20 protein-coding genes are annotated in these 23,854 nt (G+C 45.7%); 11 read left to right on the top strand and 9 right to left on the bottom strand.

Going from position 1 to position 23,854, the window contains the following annotated elements; all coding sequences use genetic code 11:
- Positions 1–81 precede the first annotated feature (81 nt).
- Entirely contained in the window at positions 82–1,050 is a 969-nt protein-coding gene (gene secF / locus QUA70_RS16785; RefSeq protein ID WP_333329276.1) for a protein translocase subunit SecF, read from the top strand.
- A 102-nt stretch (positions 1,051–1,152) separates the two neighbouring features.
- Positions 1,153–1,533, top strand: a complete 381-nt coding sequence (locus tag QUA70_RS16780) for a hypothetical protein (protein ID WP_333329279.1) — start codon at positions 1,153–1,155, stop codon at positions 1,531–1,533.
- Positions 1,534–1,608: 75 nt separating this feature from the next.
- Here the strand turns inward: QUA70_RS16780 and QUA70_RS16775 are convergent, their stop codons facing one another.
- Together QUA70_RS16775 and QUA70_RS16770 are read right to left on the bottom strand one after the other, a co-directional pair.
- Positions 1,609–1,773 (bottom strand): hypothetical protein, encoded by a 165-nt coding sequence (locus QUA70_RS16775; RefSeq protein ID WP_333329282.1) that lies wholly within the window; start codon positions 1,771–1,773, stop codon positions 1,609–1,611.
- Positions 1,766–3,250 carry an ATP-binding protein gene (locus QUA70_RS16770; RefSeq protein WP_333348606.1) on the bottom strand — a complete coding sequence of 495 codons (1,485 nt, stop codon included), beginning with the start codon at positions 3,248–3,250 and terminating at the stop codon, positions 1,766–1,768. Before QUA70_RS16770 ends, QUA70_RS16775 begins: the two co-directional genes overlap by 8 nt.
- A 1,428-nt stretch (positions 3,251–4,678) precedes the next feature.
- Between QUA70_RS16770 and QUA70_RS16765 the strand changes: the two genes are divergently transcribed.
- Both QUA70_RS16765 and QUA70_RS16760 read left to right on the top strand, forming a co-directional pair.
- Positions 4,679–5,077: a DUF4342 domain-containing protein gene (locus tag QUA70_RS16765; protein WP_333348608.1), complete on the top strand. Its 399-nt coding sequence runs from the start codon at positions 4,679–4,681 to the stop codon at positions 5,075–5,077.
- 984 nt (positions 5,078–6,061) lie between these two features.
- Complete coding sequence (locus QUA70_RS16760; RefSeq protein ID WP_333348610.1) at positions 6,062–6,904, top strand: hypothetical protein; 843 nt, start codon at positions 6,062–6,064, stop codon at positions 6,902–6,904.
- 326 nt (positions 6,905–7,230) lie between these two features.
- Here QUA70_RS16760 and QUA70_RS16755 read toward each other — a convergent pair whose 3' ends face one another.
- Together QUA70_RS16755 and QUA70_RS16750 are read right to left on the bottom strand one after the other, a co-directional pair.
- A complete protein-coding gene (locus tag QUA70_RS16755; RefSeq protein WP_333348612.1) occupies positions 7,231–8,616 on the bottom strand; it encodes a hypothetical protein in 1,386 nt (461 codons plus the stop codon).
- 811 nt (positions 8,617–9,427) lie between these two features.
- Positions 9,428–10,957 carry a YifB family Mg chelatase-like AAA ATPase gene (locus QUA70_RS16750; RefSeq protein ID WP_333348614.1) on the bottom strand — a complete coding sequence of 510 codons (1,530 nt, stop codon included), beginning with the start codon at positions 10,955–10,957 and terminating at the stop codon, positions 9,428–9,430.
- 356 nt (positions 10,958–11,313) lie between these two features.
- Here QUA70_RS16750 and QUA70_RS16745 point away from each other — a divergent pair, with 356 nt between their 5' ends.
- The 3 genes from QUA70_RS16745 to lnt all read left to right on the top strand — a co-directional run bounded on the left by QUA70_RS16745 (position 11,314) and on the right by lnt (position 15,175).
- Positions 11,314–11,661, top strand: coding sequence for a histidine triad nucleotide-binding protein (locus QUA70_RS16745; protein ID WP_172188364.1), 348 nt, complete (start codon positions 11,314–11,316; stop codon positions 11,659–11,661).
- A 549-nt stretch (positions 11,662–12,210) separates the two neighbouring features.
- Positions 12,211–13,293 (top strand): photosystem II q(b) protein, encoded by a 1,083-nt coding sequence (psbA, locus tag QUA70_RS16740; RefSeq protein WP_333348616.1) that lies wholly within the window; start codon positions 12,211–12,213, stop codon positions 13,291–13,293.
- A 187-nt stretch (positions 13,294–13,480) separates the two neighbouring features.
- A complete protein-coding gene (lnt, locus tag QUA70_RS16735) occupies positions 13,481–15,175 on the top strand; it encodes an apolipoprotein N-acyltransferase (protein ID WP_445251647.1) in 1,695 nt (564 codons plus the stop codon).
- A 122-nt stretch (positions 15,176–15,297) separates the two neighbouring features.
- Here the strand turns inward: lnt and QUA70_RS16730 are convergent, their stop codons facing one another.
- A complete protein-coding gene (locus QUA70_RS16730; protein WP_333329304.1) occupies positions 15,298–16,203 on the bottom strand; it encodes a bestrophin family ion channel in 906 nt (301 codons plus the stop codon).
- Between the two features lie 378 nt (positions 16,204–16,581).
- Here QUA70_RS16730 and recJ point away from each other — a divergent pair, with 378 nt between their 5' ends.
- A complete protein-coding gene (gene recJ / locus QUA70_RS16725) occupies positions 16,582–18,663 on the top strand; it encodes a single-stranded-DNA-specific exonuclease RecJ (protein ID WP_333348618.1) in 2,082 nt (693 codons plus the stop codon).
- Between the two features lie 121 nt (positions 18,664–18,784).
- On the opposite strand, the gene psb30 is transcribed toward recJ, so the two are convergent.
- Positions 18,785–18,925, bottom strand: coding sequence for a photosystem II reaction center protein Ycf12/Psb30 (gene psb30, locus QUA70_RS16720; RefSeq protein ID WP_190740284.1), 141 nt, complete (start codon positions 18,923–18,925; stop codon positions 18,785–18,787).
- A gap of 217 nt (positions 18,926–19,142) precedes the next feature.
- Here psb30 and QUA70_RS16715 point away from each other — a divergent pair, with 217 nt between their 5' ends.
- The 3 genes from QUA70_RS16715 (at position 19,143) to QUA70_RS16705 (ending at position 20,424) form a co-directional block, all read left to right on the top strand.
- On the top strand, positions 19,143–19,511 hold the full coding sequence (locus tag QUA70_RS16715) for a YkgJ family cysteine cluster protein (protein ID WP_333348619.1): 369 nt from the start codon (positions 19,143–19,145) through the stop codon (positions 19,509–19,511).
- 74 nt (positions 19,512–19,585) lie between these two features.
- A complete protein-coding gene (locus QUA70_RS16710) occupies positions 19,586–19,909 on the top strand; it encodes a hypothetical protein (RefSeq protein ID WP_333329314.1) in 324 nt (107 codons plus the stop codon).
- A 227-nt stretch (positions 19,910–20,136) separates the two neighbouring features.
- Positions 20,137–20,424, top strand: coding sequence for a YggT family protein (locus tag QUA70_RS16705; RefSeq protein ID WP_333329317.1), 288 nt, complete (start codon positions 20,137–20,139; stop codon positions 20,422–20,424).
- 259 nt (positions 20,425–20,683) lie between these two features.
- Here the strand turns inward: QUA70_RS16705 and QUA70_RS16700 are convergent, their stop codons facing one another.
- From QUA70_RS16700 to QUA70_RS16690, 3 genes are all read right to left on the bottom strand, one after another.
- On the bottom strand, positions 20,684–21,115 hold the full coding sequence (locus QUA70_RS16700; protein ID WP_333083661.1) for a hypothetical protein: 432 nt from the start codon (positions 21,113–21,115) through the stop codon (positions 20,684–20,686).
- Between the two features lie 107 nt (positions 21,116–21,222).
- The gene (locus QUA70_RS16695) at positions 21,223–22,224 is read right to left on the bottom strand and encodes a shikimate dehydrogenase (RefSeq protein WP_333348621.1); all 1,002 of its coding nucleotides are present in this window, start codon (positions 22,222–22,224) and stop codon (positions 21,223–21,225) included.
- 184 nt (positions 22,225–22,408) lie between these two features.
- Positions 22,409–23,773, bottom strand: coding sequence for a P-loop NTPase fold protein (locus QUA70_RS16690; RefSeq protein WP_333348623.1), 1,365 nt, complete (start codon positions 23,771–23,773; stop codon positions 22,409–22,411).
- Positions 23,774–23,854: the final 81 nt, after the last annotated feature.

Genomic DNA, 23,854 nt, shown 5'->3' with positions numbered 1-23,854 from the left:
GACTGTTAACTTCTTCCTTCCTTCCTTCCTTCTTACATCCGTTACACAATCCGTTGCCGAACTTCCCTATTCCTTCAAATTATGAAATTCAGTGTAATCAAATATCGATCGCTCTGGTGGAGTATTTCCGCCGCTATAATCCTCGCAGGTATAGTGTCGATGGCGATTTCTTGGACTCGTCCCGACATCCGCGCACCACTGCGCCCCAGTTTAGATTTTATCGGTGGCACTCGCCTGCAATTTGAACTCGACTGCACGAAACCGGAAAATTGTAAACCCATCGATCTTGCTGCTGTGCGTGAAGTCCTGGACACCCAAGGTTTAGGTGGCAGCAGCATTCAAGTTATCGGCCAAGAACAGCGCGGTTTGTCGCTGCGAACAAAAACTTTGGATGTCGAACAGCGGACTAATCTGCAAACAGCTTTGAGCGAAAAGATAGGCGCTTTTGCTCCTCAATCTACTCAAATTGATACGGTTGGGCCTACCCTCGGCAAACAGTTGTTTACTTCGGGTTTGCTGGCTTTGTTGCTTTCTTTTGCTGGAATTACTGCTTATCTGACATTCCGATTTCAGTTGGATTATGCCTTTTTTGCTTTTGTGGCTGTGTTTCACGACGTGTTGGTCACGCTTGGTGTTTTCTCGTTTTTGGGTTTAGTTCAAGGAGTGGAAGTTGACAGTTTATTTGTGGTAGCGCTTTTGACGCTTATCGGTTTTTCTGTTAATGATACTGTGGTAATTTACGATCGCGTGCGAGAAGTAATCAAGCTAAATCCGGGACAGTCGATCGATCAAATTGTCGATGATGCTGTCATGCAGACGCTGGGAAGGTCAATTAACACAACGTTTACCACGCTGCTGACATTGTTTTCAATCTTTTTGTTTGGCGGCGAAACCCTCAAATACTTTGCTTTAGCTTTGATTATCGGTTTTATTGCTGGTTCGTATTCGAGTATTTTCGTTGCCAGTACGCTACTAGCTTGGTGGCGCAGTCGCACCGGCCACTCCATCCCCGTCCCTGCAGAAGGAATCAACCAGTCAGAGGAAGTTTAATTAACTGTTGACGGTTAACTGTTGACGGTTAACTGTTGACTGACTAATAATAAATCATCAATAACCAATAACCCATGACAAATGACAAATGACAAATAACCAATGACTACTGACGAAACTTTTCAAATTGAAGTCCAAAGGCTTCACAAACTAACAGTTTACGGCCGCTGGTTAACAGTGATATTGCTGTGGATTAGCGTCGGTTCTTTGAGCATTTGGGGTTTGCGCCGCGAAATAGCTTTGTGGTTAGAACACTTCACTTGGGCGGCGGTGCGCTACGGTTTATCTTTTCATCGCTGGCCGACTCTCGGTTTGGGTTTGTGCTTGGGAATGACTTTAGCTGTGCTAACTTGGCAAAGTCGCAATAGGGTGCGAGGATTGCCCCTGCGGGAAAAACAGGGTTTGGAACAACAAGTTCGCCGCATTCGCCAACAGGGGCCGAGTCATCCTTTGTGGAAGTGGGTTTGCAAAGGTTCGCGGTAGCTGACGGGCTTTATTCTTTAGTCTCAAGCGAGAGGAACGAAAGTTTGACAAGAAGCAGTTTCAACAGCCGAGTCCCTAACTTTTATTGATTCTTCCTCCTTCCTTCTTCCTTCTTCCATTTTCCATCTTCCTGACATCCGTTACAAAATCTGTTGCCGAACTTCCTTCTTCCTGACATCCGTTACATCCGTTACAAAATCCGTTGCCGAACTTCCTTCTTCCTTCTGCTATATCACGCAAAGCGAGGCAACATCTGTGCTAGGGAAGACTGTTGAAGGGGAATTTCGATCGCAAATTCTGCACCTTTTCCCGGTTCCGAAAAGCACTTCAATTGGCCGCGGTGTTGATTGACAACAATTTCATAGCTAATCGACAGTCCCAAACCCGTTCCTTGGCCGACCGGCTTAGTAGTAAAGAAAGGGTCAAACAACCGCTTCCGAACATCTTCTGTCATCCCCGGGCCGTTGTCAGAAATTTTAATTACTACCTTTTTTTTCTCAATTAACTCCGTGCGAATCCGAATCGTAGGAATCAGGCGGGTAGACTTAGAAACTGATGATTGAGTCTTTGTAAAAGACTGCTTTTGCTCGCCTGATTGCGACTTCTGCGGGCTTTCTTTATCAACATTTTCGTATTTATTAGACTCAACAAGAGCGTAAATTGCATTAAGTAAAATATTCATAAATACCTGATTGAGCTGTCCGGGATAGCACTGTACCAGTGGCAAGTCGCTGTATTCTTTGTAAATTTCGATCGCCTCCTGCCCCGGTTTCCCTATAAGCTGGCTTTGCAACAGCATAATCGTGTTGTTGATACCGTCGTGAATGTTGACCTGCTTCATTTGAGCTTCGTCTAATCTGCAAAAATTCCGCAGCGACAAAACGATGTCGCGCACTCTTTCTGCACCTTTCTGCATAGAATTTAACACTTTCGGCAAGTCTTCTAGCAAATAATCGAGTTCGATTTTTTCTGCTTCCGCTTCAATTGCTGCGATGGGTTCGGGACAGTGCTGTCGGTAGATGTCGAGCATCCGCATTAAACCTTGCGTGTACTCTTTAGCGTGGTGCAAATTGCTATAAATAAAGCCGATCGGATTGTTGATTTCGTGAGCTACTCCTGCTACTAACTGCCCCACAGAAGACATTTTCTCTGTTTGAATTAGTTGAGTTTGAGTGCGCTGAAGTTCCAGCAGGGCAAGTTCGAGCTGTTGGGCTTGATGTCTCAATTGCGCTTGCGACTCGCGCATCACCACGGTTGATAACTCGTGAATTTGCAACTGAGAAAGCAGCAGTTGATGTACGTCTAAAAGTTTGTAAGTTTCCGGTTCTACTTGTACTACAATTGGTTCGTGGATTAGTTCAGGCGATCGCTCCAAAGACTGCCGGACTGCGGTCATAATTGAGGTTTCGCGATCGAGAACCAACATATCCGTTTTAGTAAAGCGGTAGAGTATAAACAAAGGCTGTTGAGAAAATAACTCCAAACTGTAGGGGCGGCTCATGTGTTCAAAATAACGCCGCCGCGAAATCATCCCTATAAACTTTCCTTGCTGAGTGATGATGATGCCGGGAACTAAAGGGTTTGCTTGAAAAATTTTAGCAACTTCGTTCCCCGGGCACTCAGATTCTAGGAGAAAGTCGTACAGGGTTAATTCCTGTAGAGTCGATCGCAAACCAAGCGGTGATTTCAGGGGACTCAACCCGTCATTTTCATACACTGCTCCCTCCTTTGGTAATTGACCGTAGCGGTTTGCTGCTGGAGTATTGCTTACTATTTGTACTGCATTTTCTATTTTTTTATAGCTATGAAATCAACTCTACTTTGCTCACTCAAATTGAGTTAATTCAGCAGAATTTTTTGGATTTTAAATCGTGCGGGTCTCACCCGAAACGCTATTGCAGGTTAGATTAATTTAACAGCAGACACTCCTTTGAAACCTAATTATGTAGTAAATTTGACCGATCCAAGATTCTACTAATCCGAATATAACAGTCATAACTATTTTTAATGTTTGATGACATTAATTTGGTTCAGATGGATAGACATCTGGGACCTGTGGTAGTACATTTGGTATTACCCCTTGCGTAAAATTATATTACAATAAGACAAGAATAGCGACAAATCGGCAGCCGATCGCCTATTTGACAATTCAGGCAAAATCGGTGTCGGCGAATTGCCAAGAAATGTCAATTGTCAGTTTTTTCGCACAAATGCCGATCGCACTCAACCCGAAGATTGTATTGTAGGTAGTCTCCGAGCTACGGACAGCCGATTGCGAGCAATTTGTCAAGTTCGGCCGTTTATACTTTAGCCACATCGAGACTCCAAAGCTTCACCGACGAAATTTTTCTCGGCAGATGCTAAAGTTGTGCGATCGCAACTAAAACTCACATTCCACACATCCGCTTGATGTGCCTTAAAAGTTTCCCGAAAAGTACCGTCGGGGCACCAACTGGAGATTCAAATTCTGTCGCTGGCCAATCGGACACGGAGAATCAAGAGGAAGCAGAAGCAAATAATTCTATTTTACCCGCATTTTCCCCAACTTCAACTTCAATTTGAGGAAGTTGGTTTAGTTGCGATAATATTTCGATCATTATTACTTCTCCTCCCCCTTGATTTTAGGCAATTCTCATTAGAAACTCTAAGATGTTGATTTGAGGAAGATCGGGGGATGGGGTTTGGTTGGGCGATCGCACTGAGCTAAATTGAAATGACATTTGAGGAAAGTAAGCGACGGTTTCCATGTGCGGTTTCCCGAACGAGAGGTGGTAATTGTATACACGGCGGGACGATCGTACTTTCAGTACAATGTCAGTATTTCAACCTGTACACCTATTGAGTCTGAGTCTCTGAGAGTGTGAAAGTCGCTCTCATCCTTTCGTTGTCAGGATTAGAAGTTTTTCAAGGGTGGGGCGTTGCGAGGGCCAGAAGCAGACAGTTAACTAAACGGCACAAGGAGATAGGGACAGATAGGATAAGCCCAGAAGCGAGAGAGTGAGGGAATTTTCATTATCATACCTTCAGAAAATCACGACAGCAGCAGCAAGATCACCCAAAAGAATGATTGATTCAAAAAAAGTTGCGTGTTATATTTCAATATAATTCTATACAAAAATACTTTTACCTAAAAGGAGAACAAAAAATGGACACACCTACAGATCGCGTACAAGAACCAGTCGGGACAAGAGATCTCGAATCAATACCTGTATCTGAAAAAGTTTCGGCCCAAAAAGTTGCTGAGGTTAATTTTGAAACGACTCCTTTACAAACCCCTGCTTATACTCAGGAAAAAGTTAGCGTCGAGGAGGTAAAAATTAACGGCGACGATTTGGTTACTAAAGTTAAAGAACTGATTCACGAAGGAAATATCCGCCGCATCATTATCAAAAATGAAGAGGGACGGATCTTAGTAGAAGTTCCTCTGACGGTGGGAGTAGTCGGTGGAGTCATCGGTGCGGCCTTGTTTCCAGTCATTGCAGCAGTAGGAGCAATAGGTGCATTGGTCGCTCACATGACCATTATCATTGAAAGAACAGAATAACAGAAACTCAGTTGTTAGTAATGTTCCTGTCCGGTTAATATCCCGTAATCAAGCTTGTTGGTAGTGAGTACGACCATCCTCTCTTGATGGATGAGAAAAAAGTGGCGTTTATTACTACTAACTTAATTGTGGTTATCTAACCGGACTTAAACAAATTTCAAGCACAAACTGGCTTTATAAATAGATGGGTAGTAACTGTTACTACTCCCTTCTCTTTTTTCCCCATTTCTCTGATGTATTGCCTTGCCACTCCGGCAGTAAAGTTGCCATTTTTAAGGGTGCCATAAATTATCTATGATGAGGTTAAATCCTTGGCTGATCGTGATTTGATGACACTGATTCATTATCCAAGTGGCGTTGATTCATTTCGCTGAATGACCAAGGCGCTGCGCTTAAAAAAGGGCGTAATTTGTGGTAAGTTACTCGGACGGCGTGTGCCACCATCGGCGAGAGGTGGTTTGGCTCACTTTCTCCCAATAAGTCGCCTAAATAATTCCTAAACTCCCGTTTTTGGGCTTGATAACGAAAGATATCGTCAAATCTTGGATCAAATTAATCAAAACAGGGGGGCAGCATGGCGGGGGCTGTCTCTTTCATTACTCATCTTTTCAGCTTATATGCTTGCAGAGCAAGCATTATAAATAACTCATTTAGCCGGTATTCTTTGTAGAAGTTCGGCTAATTTTATTCCTTTGGGGACTCGGAAAATCACTCTTAGGGTAGAGCCTGGTTAATACCTCGGCGAGTTAGATTGGATACAAATGAAGGAAAAACCAAAAGTTCTCTAAACTCCCTAAGCAGAAAGCTGTTAAGTATTTAAACTGGGTATGAGCAAAACGCCCAACGTTTACACCTGAATCTTGTCTCAACCTTGACAGTGAGTTGAAATAAGTGATTCAAATGGTCAACAGCTTAGCTCAAGTTTTCAAACCAGAGCATCTCCTACATACAAATATTTTTTGAATAGTTGTGCCGAAGATAATTATGAAACCTAACGAAGAAAATAGCTCTAGCCGTGAAATTCATCAAGAAGTTCACACCGATGCAACTAACGGTCACGTCAGTACAACGCGAACTACTACAAGTGTTCCGAGTACAACGGGGAAAGCTTCTAAAGAAGCAGCTCATCACCAAGGTTATGTACAGGGTGAAATGGCCGAAAACCAGCGCCAAGTTGGAGTCCAAGAAGTCCGCGATAATGAGAATGCGGGTCGCGGGTTACTGTTAGGGATTCTTCTTGCTTCTTTGGTAGGCTTAGTTCTGGGCAGTGTATATTACTTCAATCGGGGTGAGGAGGCTCCTACTCCTACTGCTGCTCCTGTGATTGTTGTACCGAAAGCGAATCAGCCTTCAGCAACACCAGCTCCGACTCGGACTATAGAGAGAGAAAAAACGATCATTCAAAAGATTGTTCCGGTTCCGGTTCAACCAAGTCCAGCTCAAAACGCAACTCCGGCTCCTCAACCAAGTCCAGCTCAAAACGCAACTCCGGCTCCTCAAGCAAATCCGGCTCCCAATATCAATATTACGCTTCCAAATTCACAGCAGCAAGATGCACCCGCTCAGCAAGCAGCGCCGGCTCCATCTTCGCCGTCAAATAATACCAATACTACGGTTCCGACTCCGCAGAATGAGCCAGCTTCCCCTCCGCCAACTCCAGCACCTGAGAGTTCAATTACTCCATCTCCAACTCAAGATGATGGTGCTTCTGGAGCAGGTACGAGCGACGAAACTAATACGGAAAGCCAGAGCGATTCTAATCCTACGGATACGGGTGTACCTGATAGCAAATCCGGCGCAGAGGGTGCGGCTGGTTCACCGCAATAGAAGTTGGATGTCGAATTAGTCCGCCAGGGGTTCAAACCCCAGACTCATCGCTAAAGTCCTTTAAAGCTCATATGTTGCACGATTCTCAATTAGCCTTTTATGAACAGGCAAGATGCCTGTTCCACAAAGAGTAGATTTTCATGTGGGGTGGGCTTCTAGCCCGCCCAACCCCTACTCCCCACAAAAAAACTCATTCTTTGTGGAACAGGCCCGAAAGCCTGTTAAGCGAGAATGGTGCAACATCTCAAACTAACCGGACATTGTGGCTGAACTCAAGAAACTTGGTTTCTGCAATGGAAAACGTTTTAAGATTGTGCCAACCTATCCTAAGAAACGGTTTGGTGAACTAATTTAACTTTCCCTAAAGCCGTCTTTCTGCTGTCAAAGAGTTTCATCACGCCGGAGGAGATGGTCTCGATGACATCGGGAGCGCAGTAAGAGAGAAACTCTTCCGAGGAAATATGACCGGCAAAAAACTCTTGAGCTTTCTTCAAAAAGTTTTCAGTTTCAGCAAAGCCGATAGATTTGATAATAAACGTAGAAACCGGGGAGTTTTTAATATCATAGCGCGATTCTTGATTGCGTCCTATTTCTAGCAGGTCTAACACTTCTCTTTGCAACTGACTTTCTAATGGGTAGGCGATCTGTTTGTTGGGCAAGTAATCCTCCAAAACCGATGTTTGAAATCCGGGTGCGCGCAATTCTCCCATCATAGTTGAAAGCGGAATATCGCGCCCCAAGCGGTAGGAAAGAGCTTCTAAAATGGCGATGGTAATTAGCTTGATAGCCAGATAAAGTTTAGCAACTTCGATATTTCTTCGAGTTCGGGCAATCCGGTTAGCGTAGGTTGCATCGTCCGGCTCTTGCCTAAACTGCTGGAAAACCAGTTCTGGTTTGAGGAACTTCAAAAATCCTTCCATTTTTTGTAGAGACCTGCGATATTCGACAACAGTATAGGTATTGGCCTGGCTCAATTCGTGGTTGGTTTCTGGCATCAAGTTCCAGGTATTGTCTAAGAAATTAGAGGAATTTCGAGAGGCAAAATTCTCGACATCTCTATTTGCTAACCTGACAGCACGCTTGACAAGTTCTACAATTTCTGCAGGGTTCCATCCCAAGTTAAAATCGCAATTTATACTTACCAAACGCTCGTGCAAAAGTTCGATCGCGCTCAAACCACTGGGCGAAACCGGACGAAAAGGAATAGTAGCCTCAATGCAAGCTGTTATCTCAGCGATCGTACTAGCTGGCAAAAAAGGCTCCAAAGATTTGGCAGCAATAACGGCACTCAAAAATTCGTTTTGGCCCGCAAACGGAGAGAGAGTCTTGCCGGGAATAAACCCAAATACTGAGGCCACTAGCTGATACATGGCATCGTCGGGCAGTTCGCTTTCATCTCTAATAACTAACTGCGATCGCACTTCTTTGACAAAAGGACAAAGGGCGCTGCTAATATTGAAACTAACGCCCTGATCGACTTGCACGTACACGAGGTCGTGAAACAGCGCAGCCAGCACCTCGATCGGATCGACTGACCCCCCGACCTCAAAAATGTGTTCCGACGTGTGAAAGTAGCGCCAAGGCCCTCTCATCGTTTGAATGATTAGCTCAGCTATCTGCTCCAGCTTTGGAATGTCTACTCGACCTCCCAATTGCTCGATCGAGCTTACCAAGCAATCCAAGCACCGTTTTTGTTCTGCCAAAAGCTCCATTTACACACCTCCAGTGCATTCCCTGATTGTCTTGCGCTTGATTGCATGGTATCAAAACGCGCTGCGATCGTGCCATGATTTGTCACTCAAAAATTTTAAATTTTAGGGTGAAACAGCGAGAGGGGGCCAGGAAAATAGGAAGAGAGAGGAAGAGGGAGGGAGAAGGAGGGAAAGGGAGAGCGAGAAATTAAATATTAAAAATTCCGCCGTTGTGGAGATTAGGGCAACTTGGGTGATCGGTATCATAAATTACAGTAAAAATGACAACAAGTGGCTAAAAACTTGATGAATTTTTGATTAAATTATGAGGAATTTTTGACAAAAGCTGTGGGTGGGTGGCATTGACACCAGCTTCAAGCTGCGGTGGTATAAATACTGCGTGTGGCCTCAGAATAAGATTCCTAGACGTGCTGATAAACATCTTAATAGTTGCGCTGATACACTTCAGTTGATTAGCTTTCGGGCAGTTGGTCTAAAGCTTCCGCGATCGCCACTTTAACTGCTGCCTTGGTTTGCTGTCGCCTCCCCCAATCTAACACTAACCGAACTTACGCAACTGTCACAAGTGATCCTGGCACCATGCAGCACACAATCAGACAATAAACATAGGAACATCGGGGCATTTCACTGGCTCAATTAAATAATTGGACAACATCAATCGAGCTTAAATACCCCCTTAATCTCTTAGTCCCCCTCTGCTGGGACTTCGTATGTTTAGAAGTGATTGAAATCGCCGAATCAACTGTTAGATCCCTAACTTCTTTAAGAAGTCGGGGTTCGGGGGGATTGTGTCTTTTGAGCCGTTGCTGACTTACTGCATCCGATCGATCGTCCGATACTGCACCGCCTCCCCCACATGATTCGTTTTCAAGCTTTCATCCCCCGACAAATCAGCAATAGTTCTAGCAACCTTCAAAATGCGATCGCTAGCCCTAGCCGAAAGCCCCAACTTCCGAATCGCCATCTCCAATAAATTCCGAGAAGCATCATCCAACTGACACCATTTGTTAATGTGGCTGCTTTGCATCTCCGCATTACAGCGCAAACTAGATTCCGACTGAAAACGGCGAGTTGCGAGCTCTCGCGCCCGCTGCACCCTCACCCGCACCGGTTCCGACTCCTCCCCCGTCGGCTGTCGCGTAATTTCCTCGGGTTTCAAACGATTAACCGCCACTTGTAAATCAATCCGATCCATCAAAGGCCCCGAAAGTTTAGCCCAATATTGCTCCCTCTTTTGCGGCGAACAAGTACACTGTTGAATCGAATCGCCGTAATAACCGCAAGCGCAAGGATTTGTACTCGCAACTAAAGTGAATTGCGCCGGAAACATCACCGATTGTCTAGTTCTAGAAATTGTCACATAACCATCTTCCAGCGGTTGTCGCAAAAACTCCAAAACATCTCTTTTAAACTCAGTTAATTCATCCAGAAAAAGAATGCCGCGATGTGCTAAAGAAATTTCACCCGGACGCGGAAAACTGCCGCCACCTACCAAAGAAGGGCCGGATGCCGAATGGTGAGGACTGCGAAAAGGTCGATCGCCCACCAAGCTTCCCTTATCCTTCAACAACCCAGCCACCGAATGAATTTGAGTCACATCCAAAGCTTCCTCAAAAGTCAGCGGCGGCAAAATACCCGGCAAACGCCTCGCCAGCATAGTCTTACCGCTTCCAGGCGGCCCCACAAAAATTAAATTGTGTCCCCCCGCCGCCGCAATTTCCAAAGCGCGCCGCGCGTGAATTTGCCCCTTTACATCCTTTAAATCTAAACCCGGAAACCGCGTTTTTGCTAACTCTTCTCGACCGTTTACTTCTACAGGCGAATAAACTCCAGGATTGTTCAAAAAATCAGTAACTGCAAAAATATTTTCAAAACCATAAACAGATATTCCGTGCACCAAAGCCGCTTCCTGCGCGTTACCAGCCGGTACAACTAACCCCGAAATACCCATTTTTTGAGCAGCAGCGGCGATCGGCAAAACCCCAGCCACAGGCCGCAAACTCCCATCTAAAGAAAGTTCCCCTAAAAACAAATAATCTCCCAAAAGTTGAGCGCTGACTTGTTCGGATGCTGCTAAAATGCCAATGGCGATCGGCAAATCAAAACTCGGCCCTTCCTTCCGCAAATCTGCCGGCGTCAAATTAATCACAATACTCCGCATCGGAAAACCATATCCCGAATTTTTTAGCGTAGCCTTAACCCTTTCTTTAGCTTCTTGCACCGCAGAATCGGGCAATCCCACAACCACGATTTTCGGTAGCCCCCCTGACACATCAGCCTCAACACCAACCTTTACCGCGTCAATTCCAACGATCGATGCACTCCAAACCCTAGCAAGCATTTTTCTTTATCCTTAATTTGCCTGTCCTTGATTCATCATCTATTATGATTAACAATGACTAATGAATATCGGAAGAGGCAAGAAAAACTTTTCCTTGCCTCTTCCTTTTCTCCTCTTGCTTCTCTCCTGCTGGGTCTTCCATCTTCCCTTGAACCCTTCGGCCTTCCATCTTCCGTCAAAATTGATTTGTTAAATCTAACATCTTGCACCATTCTCAAGAACAGGCAAGATGCCTGTTCCACAAAGAGTGTATTTCTTGTGAGGTGGGCATTCAGCCATAAAAGGCTTATTGACAATGGTACAACATTTCAGTTAAATCCCGTACACTGCTTCGTTGCCGAACTTCGTTAACACCCATGACAACTCAAGAAACGCTTTTTAGCAAAATCATCCGCAAAGAGATTCCCGCAGACATCGTTTATGAAGACGACTTGGCCCTCGCGTTCCGAGATATCCATCCGCAAGCACCCGTCCACATCCTCGTCATTCCCAAACAGCCTATTGCCAAATTAGCCGATGCCGAGTCGGAAGATCATGCTCTCATGGGACACCTGCTGCTGACTGTCAAGCGCGTAGCAGAGCAACTCGGACTTAGCAACGGCTATCGCGTCGTCATTAATAGCGGCAGCGACGGCGGCCAAACTGTAGACCACCTGCACCTTCACATTCTCGGCGGACGGCAGATGAAGTGGCCCCCAGGCTAAAGCCTAATTTTTACGCCCAACTTGCGGACTCATCCTCAGAAACCCGATTGATTTCTATTGCCCAGCGCCTCAGAAACCGGGTTTCTTTTTTCGTCAAACCGGCTTGATTCGAGATTATTGAGAATGCAGCCCGATCTCACTAAAAACCAGCTTTTCAGTATTCTCCCGATAAAAATTTCCCCTCGCAAGAGCCACCAGTTATATGTTAATAAATATTAAAAATTATCTCTTCAAGACCTAATTAACAGATATTTAGATAGAAAGAGAATCGACCTGAACAAAAATAATTTGCTCAAACTGGTGAACCCATCTACAGCCAATAGATTCAGTTCTTCAGATCGCTATATTTAACGTGTTAGGTGGGTAATATTACTTTGTAAAAAACTATAAATATTTACCAAGAATCCAATTTTTGTAAATGTTTGTAAAATATTTAAATTGTCACCAGTAATCCCTTGGCAAACTAGAGTGAATGGTGTTACTAATATAAGCGTGGGGCATCCCCACAACGAACCTTGAAAATTCAATAATTAAGCAATCATAAACCAAATGACAACAACCGTACAGCGTCGCGAAAGCGGCAACGTTTGGGAGCAGTTTTGCAACTGGGTAACATCCACCGATAACCGCATTTATGTGGGTTGGTTCGGCGTCTTGATGATTCCTACCTTGCTGAGCGCCACCATTTGCTACATAATCGCCTTCATCGCTGCTCCTCCTGTGGACATCGACGGCATCCGCGAACCAGTTGCTGGTTCCTTGATGTACGGCAACAATATCATTAGTGGTGCTGTTGTGCCTTCATCGAATGCGATCGGGCTTCACTTCTATCCCATCTGGGAAGCAGCTTCCCTCGATGAGTGGTTGTACAACGGCGGCCCCTACCAATTAGTAGTATTTCACTTCCTAATTGGAATTTTCTGCTACATGGGTCGTGAATGGGAATTGTCTTACCGCTTAGGTATGCGTCCTTGGATCTGCGTCGCTTACTCTGCACCAGTTGCAGCAGCAACCGCAGTATTCTTGATTTACCCGATCGGACAAGGCAGCTTTTCTGACGGTATGCCCTTGGGTATCTCCGGCACATTCAACTTCATGATCGTGTTCCAAGCTGAGCACAACATCCTGATGCACCCCTTCCATATGTTGGGAGTTGCTGGTGTCTTCGGCGGTGCTCTGTTCTCCGCCATGCACGGTTCCTTGGTAACATCTTCCTTGGTTCGCGAAACAACCGAAACTGAATCTTTGAACTACGGTTACAAATTCGGTCAAGAAGAAGAAACCTACAACATCGTTGCAGCCCACGGCTACTTCGGTCGTTTGATTTTCCAATACGCTTCATTCAACAACAGCCGTTCTTTGCACTTCTTGTTAGGTGCATGGCCAGTTGTCGGTATCTGGTTTACCTCTTTGGGTATTTCCACGATGGCGTTTAACTTGAACGGTTTCAACTTCAACCAATCGGTTATCGACTCGCAAGGTCGCGTCATCAACACTTGGGCTGATGTCATCAACCGCGCTAACCTGGGTATGGAAGTAATGCACGAGCGCAACGCTCACAACTTCCCCCTCGACTTGGCCGCCGGTGAAGTCACCCCAGTAGCAATGGTTGCTCCTTCCATCAACGGCTAAATTTAGCTTTTGATTTAACAAAAAGCGCTCCTAGAAATAGGGGCGCTTTTTGTTTTGGCAAGTAGAATTGGATAGATTTTTTTCTGTTAAATTCGTTAAATCCCATACACTGCTCGTTGCCAAACTCCCTTCTTCCTGATTAATTTGATATATTAATTAGGAATTATTATTTTTGGCAATCATCAAAGTGGCGATATTTAACAGGCACAAATTTGAAAAACTCGTGGTTCATAAATCCAAAACAGTAGCCTGGGCGATCGCATTTTTTAGCGGCATTTTGATGGCATTGACAACCGCACCAGTAAATGCTTGGCTATTGGCTTGGGTAGCCCTAGTTCCTCTCTGGATTTTGGTTGTTAGTTATGAAAAGCCAAAGCAAGAAGTAAAACAACAAAAATTCTTCCTTCTGACTTCTGACTTCTTCCTTCTTCCTTCACTCTGGGGAATTGGCTATCACGGATTAGCTTTATCTTGGATTATGGGAATTCACCCGATGACTTGGTTGGGAGTTCCTTGGTGGCCGAGTTTGGCGATCGCACTTTTTTGCTGGGCCTTCATCACCCTCTGGGGAGCTGCCTTAGTCGCCGTTTGGGCGTGGCTATTGGTAATTCTCAACTCCCTAACTTTACCAGGCAAAAATCCTATTCTTATTCTTAACTCCCCCCCTTTACAAGGGGGGGCTGGGGGGCGTAAAACTCAATTTTCAGCATTAACTCGCGTTTTAATTGGCACAGCTTTGTGGTGCGCCTTAGAAAGTATTTGGAGTACAGGTTCGCTGTGGTGGACATCCCTATCATATACGCAAAGCCCGCACAATTTAGCAATATTGCACCTCGGTCAACTCTCCGGGCCCAGCGCAGTAACAGCCGCTATTGTAGCAGTAAATGGCTTAATTGCAGAAGCTTGGCTCGAAGGAAGAAGGAAGAAAGAAGAAGTCAAAACGAAGAATTGGATTCCTTATATTTTGCCTGCGAGTTTGTGTTTAGTTTTGCATATTGCAGGATGGAGTTTATACAACCGCCCTTTGAATCAACAAGCTGCAACCGCTTTAAAAATTGGCATTATTCAAGGCAATATTCCTAACGAGATTAAGTTTGACTCAGCGGGTTGGGGGCGTGCTTTAGAAGGTTACACCACTGGATACAAACAGTTAGCAGACAGACAAGTCGATGCTGTGTTAATTCCAGAGACGGCTTTGCCTTTTATCTGGACAAACGAGTATCAACGTTCTACTCTTTCTTTTTACCAAGCTATTCTCGAACGCGGCGTTGTGGCTTGGGTTGGAGGATTCGGACAGCAAGAGAATAGTATCACTAACAGCTTATTGGCGATCGATCGCACTGGAGAAATTATCGGCCGCTACGATAAACTAAAGCTAGTGCCTTTAGGCGAATATATCCCTTTTTACGAAATCTTAGGCGGGATTATTAATCGGCTTTCGCCCTTAGATGCTCATTTAGTACCCGGTAATTCTAAACAATTGTTTGATACGCCGTTTGGCCGCGCCATTGTCGGAATTTGTTACGATTCCGCGTTTGCGGAAATTTTCCGATATCAGGCGGCGAATGGAGGCGAATTTATGCTCACAGCTTCCAACAATGCCCATTACAAACCGCCCATGTTGGATCAACATCATGCTCTAGATGTGATGCGGGCAATTGAGACGGATAGATGGGCAGTTATCGCAACTAATACGGGTTACTCTGCTTTTGTAAATCCTCGCGGCGAGACGGTTTGGAAGTCGGGAATTAATACCTATGAAGTCCGAGATGCTACTATTTATCGGCGGCAAACTCGAACTTTGTACGTGCGCTGGGGAGATTGGCTGACGCCTGTATTGTTAGTATTGGCTGGGTTAATGCGGTTTATTGTTAGAAATTAACGTTAGTAAAGAATTTTCGGGTGGGGCGGGGGCGGGTTTATTAAATCTGTTTGCACTGTGAGGATTATTGGTGAACCCGCCCCTACAGTTCACTAATGACTAATGACCAATGATTAATGACTCTACTTATCTTTAACGTGTTCATGAACGCTAGGAGATAAAGTAATTAAATCATCGATATTGCGCTGCATGGTAGCACAAATATTGGTCAAAGGCAAATCATTGGCATCGTGCCCGAAAGGATTTTCTATTTCAATGCCGATTTCTTCGATGCCGAACAAAGTAAAACTAATTAAAGCTACAATTGGACCGGTTCCCCAAGTCAAATCGTTCACCATTTGAAAGGGCAGTGCCAAACAGTAAAGCAACAATAGTTGTTTCAGGTGAATCGCGTAAGCCAAAGGGATAGGGGTCTTCAAAATCCGCTCGCAGCCCCCTAATACATCAATCATAGAGTTTAGCAACTCCTTCATAGCAGTTAACTGATAGACATCAACGCAATTGCCCTCATACTGCTCGTGCAAGTAATCCTCAATCCAAAAGGCAATTTCTAGAGGCGGATTGTTCATCGACTTGAGCTTTTGGTAGTGCGCTGGAGACATTAACGGCTCCAATTCGGGATTTACAGATTCTTGCCGCAAGTGCAGTTTCAGGGCCACTGCAAAGGCGGGTAACAGGCGCAGGACTGACTTTTTGAGTTCGATATCCTGCGGTTTTTTTTCCTCAATTGCTACCCAGATTTGGCGCGCCAAATTGCGGACGTTGTTGATTAACGTGCCCCAAAATTTTCGACCTTCCCAAAATCTTTCGTAGGCTGTATTTGTCCGAAAAACTAACAGTAGACCCAGGACAATACTCGGTACAATACTCGACAAAATTGGTAATGAAACCGGCCACTTTAAAAAGTGCAGCAGGGAAATAAGAACTCCAAAGCCGCCGCACAGCAAAACGCGGGGCAAAATTGAGGGAATGACAGACCCCTGAACCTGTAATGCAATTTTAAACCAAGGTGGTCGATCGCCACTCATGCAAGTCTCCTCATTAAATTAGTAGTCTGCGCCCTAGGGCGGGCAGCGCAAATGCCTGCTGCACTTCGTTTTTCGGCTCCCGCGAGTCGATTTGAGATTCGAGATTTTAGATTGACTCCACAGATAAATTTGGGGGGTTTGAACTTTGGTCTAAAATTTTTTGGCCTCCACCACTGCTGGCGGGGGCTTGTATCCCTATTTGGGTGCGGTGAGAGCTTCCGAAAAAAGCTTTCCTACAAACAACCTTTGGATTTTACCCAAAAAACTCATCTTTAGGCTCAATCTAAAACCTAAAATCTAAAATCTAAAATCTAAAATTGATTGACTGATGCACTTAATTCAGTAAAATTAACTATGTATCTTTAGACCTCAGCTTCCGTGCAAGAGCGAACGACATCTGTGCCCCCGCATTTTCACCGATTGCCAAACCAACGGTGGCAAATTTATTCGCCTCAACCACAGCAAGCCGAACAGTTTGCCACTGAAATCGCTTTGTCGCCCTTGCTGGCACAGGTACTGATTAACCGGGGCATCGACTCTCTGAAAGAAGTGCAAGGGTTTATCGAACCGGAATCTCTGGTTTTGCCCGCGCCAATGGATGAGTTTCCCGATTTGGCTGCGAGTGTCAAATTGTTGCGGGAGGCGATTTCAGGAGGGCGAAAAATTGCGATTTGCGGCGACTACGATGCTGACGGGATGACGAGCACGGCTTTGTTGCTGCGAGCTCTGAGGCTGCTGGGGGCGAATGTGGATTATGCTATTCCCAGCCGGATGCGAGAAGGTTATGGGATTAACGATCGCATTGTAGAAGAATTTCACTCGGAAGGTGTCGCTCTCATTCTCACGGTTGACAACGGAATTGCAGCCTACGGCCCGGTTGCCAGAGCGCGAGAACTCGGTGTCAAAGTTATTATTACAGACCACCACGATTTACCCCCAAAACTGCCACCGGCTGATGCTATTCTCAACCCGAAATTAATTGCAGAATCTTCGCCTTATCGCGGTTTGGCTGGCGTAGGCGTTGCTTATGTTTTGGCTATTACTTTGGCTCAGGATATGCAGAAACTGGGCGGGTTGGTGAATCCCCTGCTGGAGTTATTTACTTTAGGAACTATTGCGGATTTAGCACCTTTGACAGGAGTTAATCGGCGCTGGGTGAAGCGGGGTTTGCGACTGTTGCCTCACTCGCAATTGGCGGGTATTCAGGCTTTGATTCAGGTGGCTGGAGTGCAGCCGGGAAGTGCGGAAAGTTTACCTCTTCTGAATTCAAAAAGCCAAGCTAGCAATACGTTAAAGCCTGAAGATATTGGTTTTAGGCTTGGGCCCCGGATTAATGCTGTGGGGCGACTGGCTGATCCTCAAATTGTGATAGAGTTGCTGACTACGGACGATCGCGAATTGGCTCTCAAAAACGCGATGCAGTGCGAACAAATCAATCAGCGCAGGCAGGAGTTATGCCAGGAAATTGAGCAGGAAGCCATCGCTTGGTGCGAGAAAAGTGAACTCGACTTGCAGCAAGAACGAGTTTTAGTTGTCGTGCAGCCCGGTTGGCACCACGGGGTGATCGGGATTGTGGCTTCTCGATTAGTGGAACGCTACGGCGTACCGGTGTTTATTGGTACTTTTGAGGATGAGGCTGTAGGGGCGGTTGCCCATAAAATTATCAGGGGTTCGGCGAGGGGAATTCCTGAGTTTAATGTATTTGACGGGCTGAATTTTTGCGCGGATTTATTAACTAAATTTGGCGGACACAAAGCGGCTGGCGGTTTTTCTATGCCGGCCCAGAATCTAGAACAATTCCGCAATCAACTGTCAATTTTTGCTAATCAATGTTTGCAGCCGGAACACCTAAAACCGCTGGTTTCAGTAGATGTGCAGGCAAATTTGGCAGAGATTAATCTCGACCTTTACCGACAAATTGATGCTCTGGAACCTTGCGGGATTGAAAATAAGGCTCCTGTATTTTGGACGCCTAATGTTTGCATAACTGAACAGAAAATTGTTGGTAAAGGAGGTCACGTTAAACTAACTGCAACTCAAGATGGAAATGTATCGGCTAGTGTGAAGGCGATTGCTTGGCGTTGGGGGGAATATTTTCCTTTGCCTCGGCGGGTTGATATTGCTTACCGATTGCGGGAAAATAGTTTTAATGGCAAGACATCGGTTGAGTTAGAATTGTTGGGCGTTCGGCTACCCGCAAATGCTGCTAGTTCCAGGCCGCCGATGTTTGGAAAAGTTGAGTTTGATTACTGCGATCGCACTTATTCTTGCAGTCTGTCTCCTGCAGGCTCGATCGAGGAATTGAGAATTCGCAACTCTCAAGGACAAGTTTTGGCTGTTGCACCCGGACAAAACATTGGTTTGTTAGGCAACTCTCGCAAAGATGCTAGAGAAGTCGATGTATCTCTACCTTTTTTTGAGAATTTGATTCAAACTGCTAAACACGCCCTCGGTATTTGATAACTCGGTATTTGATAACAAAGCAGGTGCAGCAGGGAAAATTGGCGATCGAGCGTTGTGAATTTTGCATAATTTAAAACTCAAAACTCCCAACTCTCGATCGCCCCGCAGCGTGCTATAATTACAGGTCGCCGCCTTTAGCTGCCAAGAGAAAAATCACGATCGGGCCCGAAAGCACGACGGCTGCGAGTAAAGCTACCTGAACAATGAGTTGGTAGTCTACACCAGCCATACCACTGAAAAGATCGGTTATAAAGTCCATGTGTCCTCCTGACTGTAGTGATTAAGTCTAGATTGTTGAATTAGAAAATCCGCTTCTGATTTTACCGGGCTATCGTCCCTATTTTTTAAGGAACTTTACAAAATTCAACAAAATGTAAACTACGATCGACCTCCCAGTGACAGGGAACCGGGGACTTGATGCCTCTTCCGGGAAAGTGCTCCGAATCTAAAATCTAAAATCTAAAATCGAACGAACTATGGCGAATTGGCGTTGCGTAAAGCAGTGCGGTGCTTGTTGTTACCTAGAACCAGCAGAACGCCCTGACTTAGACGAGTATTTATCTGAAGACGAATTAGCGCTCTATTTGAGCTTAGTCGGAGATGACGGTTGGTGTATCAATTTTGACCGAGCGACCCGAGAGTGCGGAATTTATGCCGATCGACCGCGCTTTTGTCGGGTAGACTCAGAAGTGTTTCAGGAAATGTACGGTGTTGAGCCGGCTGAGTTGAACGATTTCGCGATCGACTGCTGCTTGGAACACATTGAAGACCTTTATGGCGATCGATCTTTGGAAATGATCCGCTTCAACCAAGAAGTCGGAATTCTCGCCTTACCTGACAACTAACAATCTCCCAGTGTCTCACCGGGAGAGTGTCAAAATAAACAAATCAAAGAAATATCGCGCAGTTGAGTTGAGCTATGAGCAATCGAGAGGGTTTTACAGGCGGATTTATTGCCGGAGCTGCAGTTGGCGGCTTGGTGGGTGCTGTTTTGGGCGCAGTGCTGTCGCGGCGCGCTGCTGAAGCTTTACTGAGTGAACCTTCAGACGCAAAAACTAGAAAAATCCGCCAGAGGAAAGCCAGCCAACTCGAAGCCGAAGGGATGGAAGTAGCAAGGCTGAGTTTAGAAGATAAAATTGCCCAGCTAAATCAGGCAATAGATGACGTGCGACTGCAACTCGGCGACGTAAACGGCAACGCGCTGCCGCACAACAGCGAGGGTTCGATCGCTCAAGACTCCTAACTCCATTTAAGATTTTAGATTAGTCGGGCAGATCAATGCGGGCTACTCACATCTTGCACCATTCTCGCTTCACAGACCCGAAAGGTCTGTGAAGCGAGTGATTTTTATTATGGGCCGTTGCTCTTCTAGCCCGCCCGCAAATAGCCTGATGCTCCCCCTCTCCCCCACCTATGCTAAACTTTAAGCTAAAGTGTCTGTAAACTTTACTCAAACTTCAACGAGAATATATGAGTTATTCCATAGGCCTTTTGGCAACCACGCTGTCCACATTTCTGCAAATCTATGTAGCCCTAATGATTTTTAGGGTGCTGTTAAGCTGGTTCCCCAATATCAATTGGTACGACCCCCCGTTTTCGATTTTGAGTCAGTTAACAGACCCTTACCTGAATCTATTCCGATCTATTATCCCCCCCTTAGGAGGGATTGACTTTTCTCCGCTGATTGCGTTTTTTGTACTTCAGTTCGGCTCGGAATTCTTGATCGGTCTTTTGACCAACTTGCAAACAGCCTTGTAGTTAGAAAAGCTTAATTTTTTAAGCATCGAGTGTAAATTGTTTGGCAGACATAGCTGCCGGCAACTAAATTTTAGATTTGAGATTTTTAGATGAACTCCCCGGTTGAAAAGCTGGGGAGTTCATGGTACATGAGAAATGAGAAATTGCCAGCCACTCAACAATCTCAAATCTAAAATCTACAATCGAAAACTGCATTGCGGTTTCACGGGCAGCCAACCCAAAATCTCAAATCAGCAATCTAAAATCTCAAATAGTTTTGTTAACGGCGAACCACGCCAGTAAAACCTGTAGCTTTAAATTGCTTGAGCTTCAAAGGTGTTCGTTGATTGGCCGCAACGGAAATTCTGAGCTGAAAATCGCTAACTCCGGGAGGAACTTCTTCTATAGAACCCAAGCGAGTTCGGTTTTGCATCACCGGATTGTCGTCGGCATCATAAATGCGGCCGAAAATATCGGCATTGACAACTGGTTTGCCGGTGCTATTTTCAGCTTTCCCAGTAATCAAAAAGCAGGTAGCTTCCATAGAACTGCCACTGGTGACTGTTCCTTCTCCCATTTCTGCCGGACATTCGCGATAAGAAAGGTCGGAAAGTTTAATCTGGGTCAGAGCCCAAGCAGGTGGAGTGTATACCAAACTAAAAATTCCGATTAGGCAAGTAGCAAAAAAAAGGCTGATAGCTCGAAATTTCATGAATGGCGGGGCAAGTATATTTTAATTCTCAGCTTAGCGCGAATTCAGCCTCAAATTTCTACTTATACGAATTCGGAAAACTACAGCTACTTTTTGAAGAAATGGCATTAGTCTAGACCTAAATGCTGTCGCAAGGCTTGGCGCATCACATCAACTGGGACGGATTCTTTATCCAGCCAAATTTTTAAGGCGGCTGCTCCTTGTTGAACTAGCATTTCGAGTCCGTCAATAGCTCGCGCTCCCCGAAGCTTCGCATCTTTGAGAAACTGCGTAGGATTAGGGGTGTAAATTAAATCATAGACGATCGCACCTGCTGAAATTCGATCGATCTCACCAGCCGCAACCGGCGACTTTTCCCCCTGCGGATACATCCCCACGGGCGTCGTGTTCACCAGCAAATCTGCCTGCGAGATTAACATTGACAAATTATCCCAAGTATGAACCTGCAAATTCTGCACGGGCATCGGAGAATTGACCCAACTCTGCTGAAATTCCGCTAAATTTTGTTCGTTGCGGCCGACAACGTGAATCTCTGCACATCCCAATTGAGCGCATCCAGCCACAACAGCTCTCGCCGCCCCGCCATTCCCCAAAATTACCGCTACTTTCTGACTCCAATCGGAACCCGCCCCTAGGGGGGTTGTTAAACCCGGAGATCCCCCTAAATCCCCCTTAAGAAGGGGGACTTTGACACAATTCTCCCCCCTTGTTAAGGGGGGCTGGGGGGGATCGGAATCTGATTGGAAAGTTTGAAAATCCCCCGTTTGCAGCGGCGCGAGAAAGCCTTCAACGTCAGTATTTGTGCCGCACCAACCTTTGTCAGTTAGGTATACGGTATTGACTGCGCCGATCGATCGGGCGATCGGGGAAACTTCCGACAGCAGCGGTAAGATGGCTTGTTTGTGCGGAATTGTGATGCTAAATCCCCGAACCCCGATCGCCGCAAATCCTGCAAGAGCAGCTTTTAAATCCCCTGGTTTTACCGGAAACGGTAGGTAAACAAAATCGACTCCCAGGTGGGAAATAGCAGCATTGTGCATCGCCGGCGACAGAGAATGTTCGACGGGATGACCAATTACTCCCAACAGTTTAGTAGTGCCTTTAATCATTTTTGTTAGTTGACTGTTGACTGTTGACTGTTAACGGTTGACTGTTGAGTTTTGTTAGTTTTCATACCAGATCCTGCTACCGTTGGGCCCTTATTTTTTAGTCGGCGAGGAGTGAAGTTCGTTGGTTCAGAAGCGATTTTCCTCGCCGAGTGACTGTAAACCCTCAACTGTTAACTGTCAATTCTCAACTGTTAACTGTTTCCCGAAACTCTTTGGCGTCAGCCAAAATCGGATTGACATCAAACCAATAATCCTCGCCGTAACGGTATTCAAACACCCAGAGACTCCGCAGCAATATTTGGTATTTAGTTTCCCCACTCACAGTTTTGGTAGCGGATACTTGGCGCAGCAATTGCCACTCATCAGGTTCGATCGCCAAAGTAAGCTGGTGGCGGCGCTGCACAATCACATTTTCCAAAGTTTCCCGCGACAGAGGAGGGTCTTGTTTCTGCAGACAGCCATACAGTAGTTGCAGCAAATTGCGGACATGACCACCGCTGACTCGACACAGGCGATCGAGAGTTTCCGCAGAGTCGAAAACTTTGCCTACCAAAGCATAGCGTTGTGAAGGATGCACCGTCGGAAAAGCCCGCGCCAGAACCATCTGCCGCAGCAATTCCAGACCCTCAGAGCACTCAGAACCGTCGCTAAACTGCACCGGCACCATCGGCAAAACCTTCGGATCTACCCCAAATCGATTGGTCAACTGGCCCAAATCGTTAGAGAAAATCAGCACCAAAGGAATTGTATACACGACGTGGCAATTTAGTCTTGCCAACTGTTCGCCGCGATCGACAAACAGGTATTCCGGCTGCAGCCGCCCCGTCGGTTTCGCGCACAGGTGTATGCGATCGAGATTGTCGATAATTACCACAAGTCCCTGTTTTCCCTGGCGTTTCAGTTCCTGGTTAGCCGGTTCTAGCAACTCTTTATTAAGCGCATCTAAAATTACATTAGTTCGCGGCTCCAAATATTGCCTCAACTCCGATCGCAAATTCGGAGCATCTTTCGCTTTAGCAGTAATTTTGCCAATTCCCAGCGCCAGAGAAAACTCTCCCTCCGTGCTGGCATTTATTTCCCCCAAACCAGGGACATTAGCTTCAGCCCTCAAGTCTATTTGAGTTTGAAAAACATCAGCAACCCCTTTGAGCAAAGCTTTAAAACCCGTCGGTTGCAGCTTGATTTTCATTTTCTCGATGCTTTCGCTCACCTGACGAGCAACGCTCAACAAAATATCAGTGATATCTACATCTGCCATGTCTAAGTCTTTACTCGACTCAAAGTAAACAACATGAAATCCTTGTTGCTGCAATTGAGCTTGCAGCCGCAGCAATTCAGTTGATTTACCAGAGCCGATGTGACCGGTGAATAATTGACAGGTAGGTGCATCCGGGGACAGACGGCTGATGGTGCGCTCCAATTGTTCTACGATTGTGCCACCCCGCACTGAAGAGAAATCGATATAGTATTGTCGGTCTTTTTGATTTGCTACTGCCAGGGTGTAGCTGGGATTGCAGGCGCTATAAAATTTCTGTAAATTTAGTTCCATACCCTGTTCCATCTTTCACAACATTATGCCCTAATACCTTATTCGTTTCGCTACTTTACTAATCAGAAAAAGTTGCCCGTT

Source organism: Microcoleus sp. LAD1_D5, assembly GCF_036702115.1.
Classification (GTDB): Bacteria; Cyanobacteriota; Cyanobacteriia; order Cyanobacteriales; family Microcoleaceae; genus Microcoleus.
The sequence above is the reverse complement of the archived record's forward strand: the minus strand, read 5'-3'. Positions and strand labels throughout refer to the sequence as shown.

Coding starts and splice junctions, on each gene's coding strand:
- QUA70_RS16695 (WP_333348621.1), bottom strand. CDS start 22,224: ATGATTAAAGGCACTACTAAACTGTTGGGAGTAATTGGTCATCCCGTC.
- QUA70_RS16765 (WP_333348608.1), top strand. CDS start 4,679: ATGGACACACCTACAGATCGCGTACAAGAACCAGTCGGGACAAGAGAT.
- QUA70_RS16745 (WP_172188364.1), top strand. CDS start 11,314: ATGACAACTCAAGAAACGCTTTTTAGCAAAATCATCCGCAAAGAGATT.
- QUA70_RS16700 (WP_333083661.1), bottom strand. CDS start 21,115: ATGAAATTTCGAGCTATCAGCCTTTTTTTTGCTACTTGCCTAATCGGA.
- psb30 (WP_190740284.1), bottom strand. CDS start 18,925: ATGGACTTTATAACCGATCTTTTCAGTGGTATGGCTGGTGTAGACTAC.
- QUA70_RS16690 (WP_333348623.1), bottom strand. CDS start 23,773: ATGGAACTAAATTTACAGAAATTTTATAGCGCCTGCAATCCCAGCTAC.
- QUA70_RS16705 (WP_333329317.1), top strand. CDS start 20,137: ATGAGTTATTCCATAGGCCTTTTGGCAACCACGCTGTCCACATTTCTG.
- QUA70_RS16730 (WP_333329304.1), bottom strand. CDS start 16,203: ATGAGTGGCGATCGACCACCTTGGTTTAAAATTGCATTACAGGTTCAG.
- psbA (WP_333348616.1), top strand. CDS start 12,211: ATGACAACAACCGTACAGCGTCGCGAAAGCGGCAACGTTTGGGAGCAG.
- QUA70_RS16760 (WP_333348610.1), top strand. CDS start 6,062: ATGAAACCTAACGAAGAAAATAGCTCTAGCCGTGAAATTCATCAAGAA.
- QUA70_RS16780 (WP_333329279.1), top strand. CDS start 1,153: ATGACTACTGACGAAACTTTTCAAATTGAAGTCCAAAGGCTTCACAAA.
- QUA70_RS16750 (WP_333348614.1), bottom strand. CDS start 10,957: ATGCTTGCTAGGGTTTGGAGTGCATCGATCGTTGGAATTGACGCGGTA.
- QUA70_RS16755 (WP_333348612.1), bottom strand. CDS start 8,616: ATGGAGCTTTTGGCAGAACAAAAACGGTGCTTGGATTGCTTGGTAAGC.
- QUA70_RS16710 (WP_333329314.1), top strand. CDS start 19,586: ATGAGCAATCGAGAGGGTTTTACAGGCGGATTTATTGCCGGAGCTGCA.
- secF (WP_333329276.1), top strand. CDS start 82: ATGAAATTCAGTGTAATCAAATATCGATCGCTCTGGTGGAGTATTTCC.
- QUA70_RS16715 (WP_333348619.1), top strand. CDS start 19,143: ATGGCGAATTGGCGTTGCGTAAAGCAGTGCGGTGCTTGTTGTTACCTA.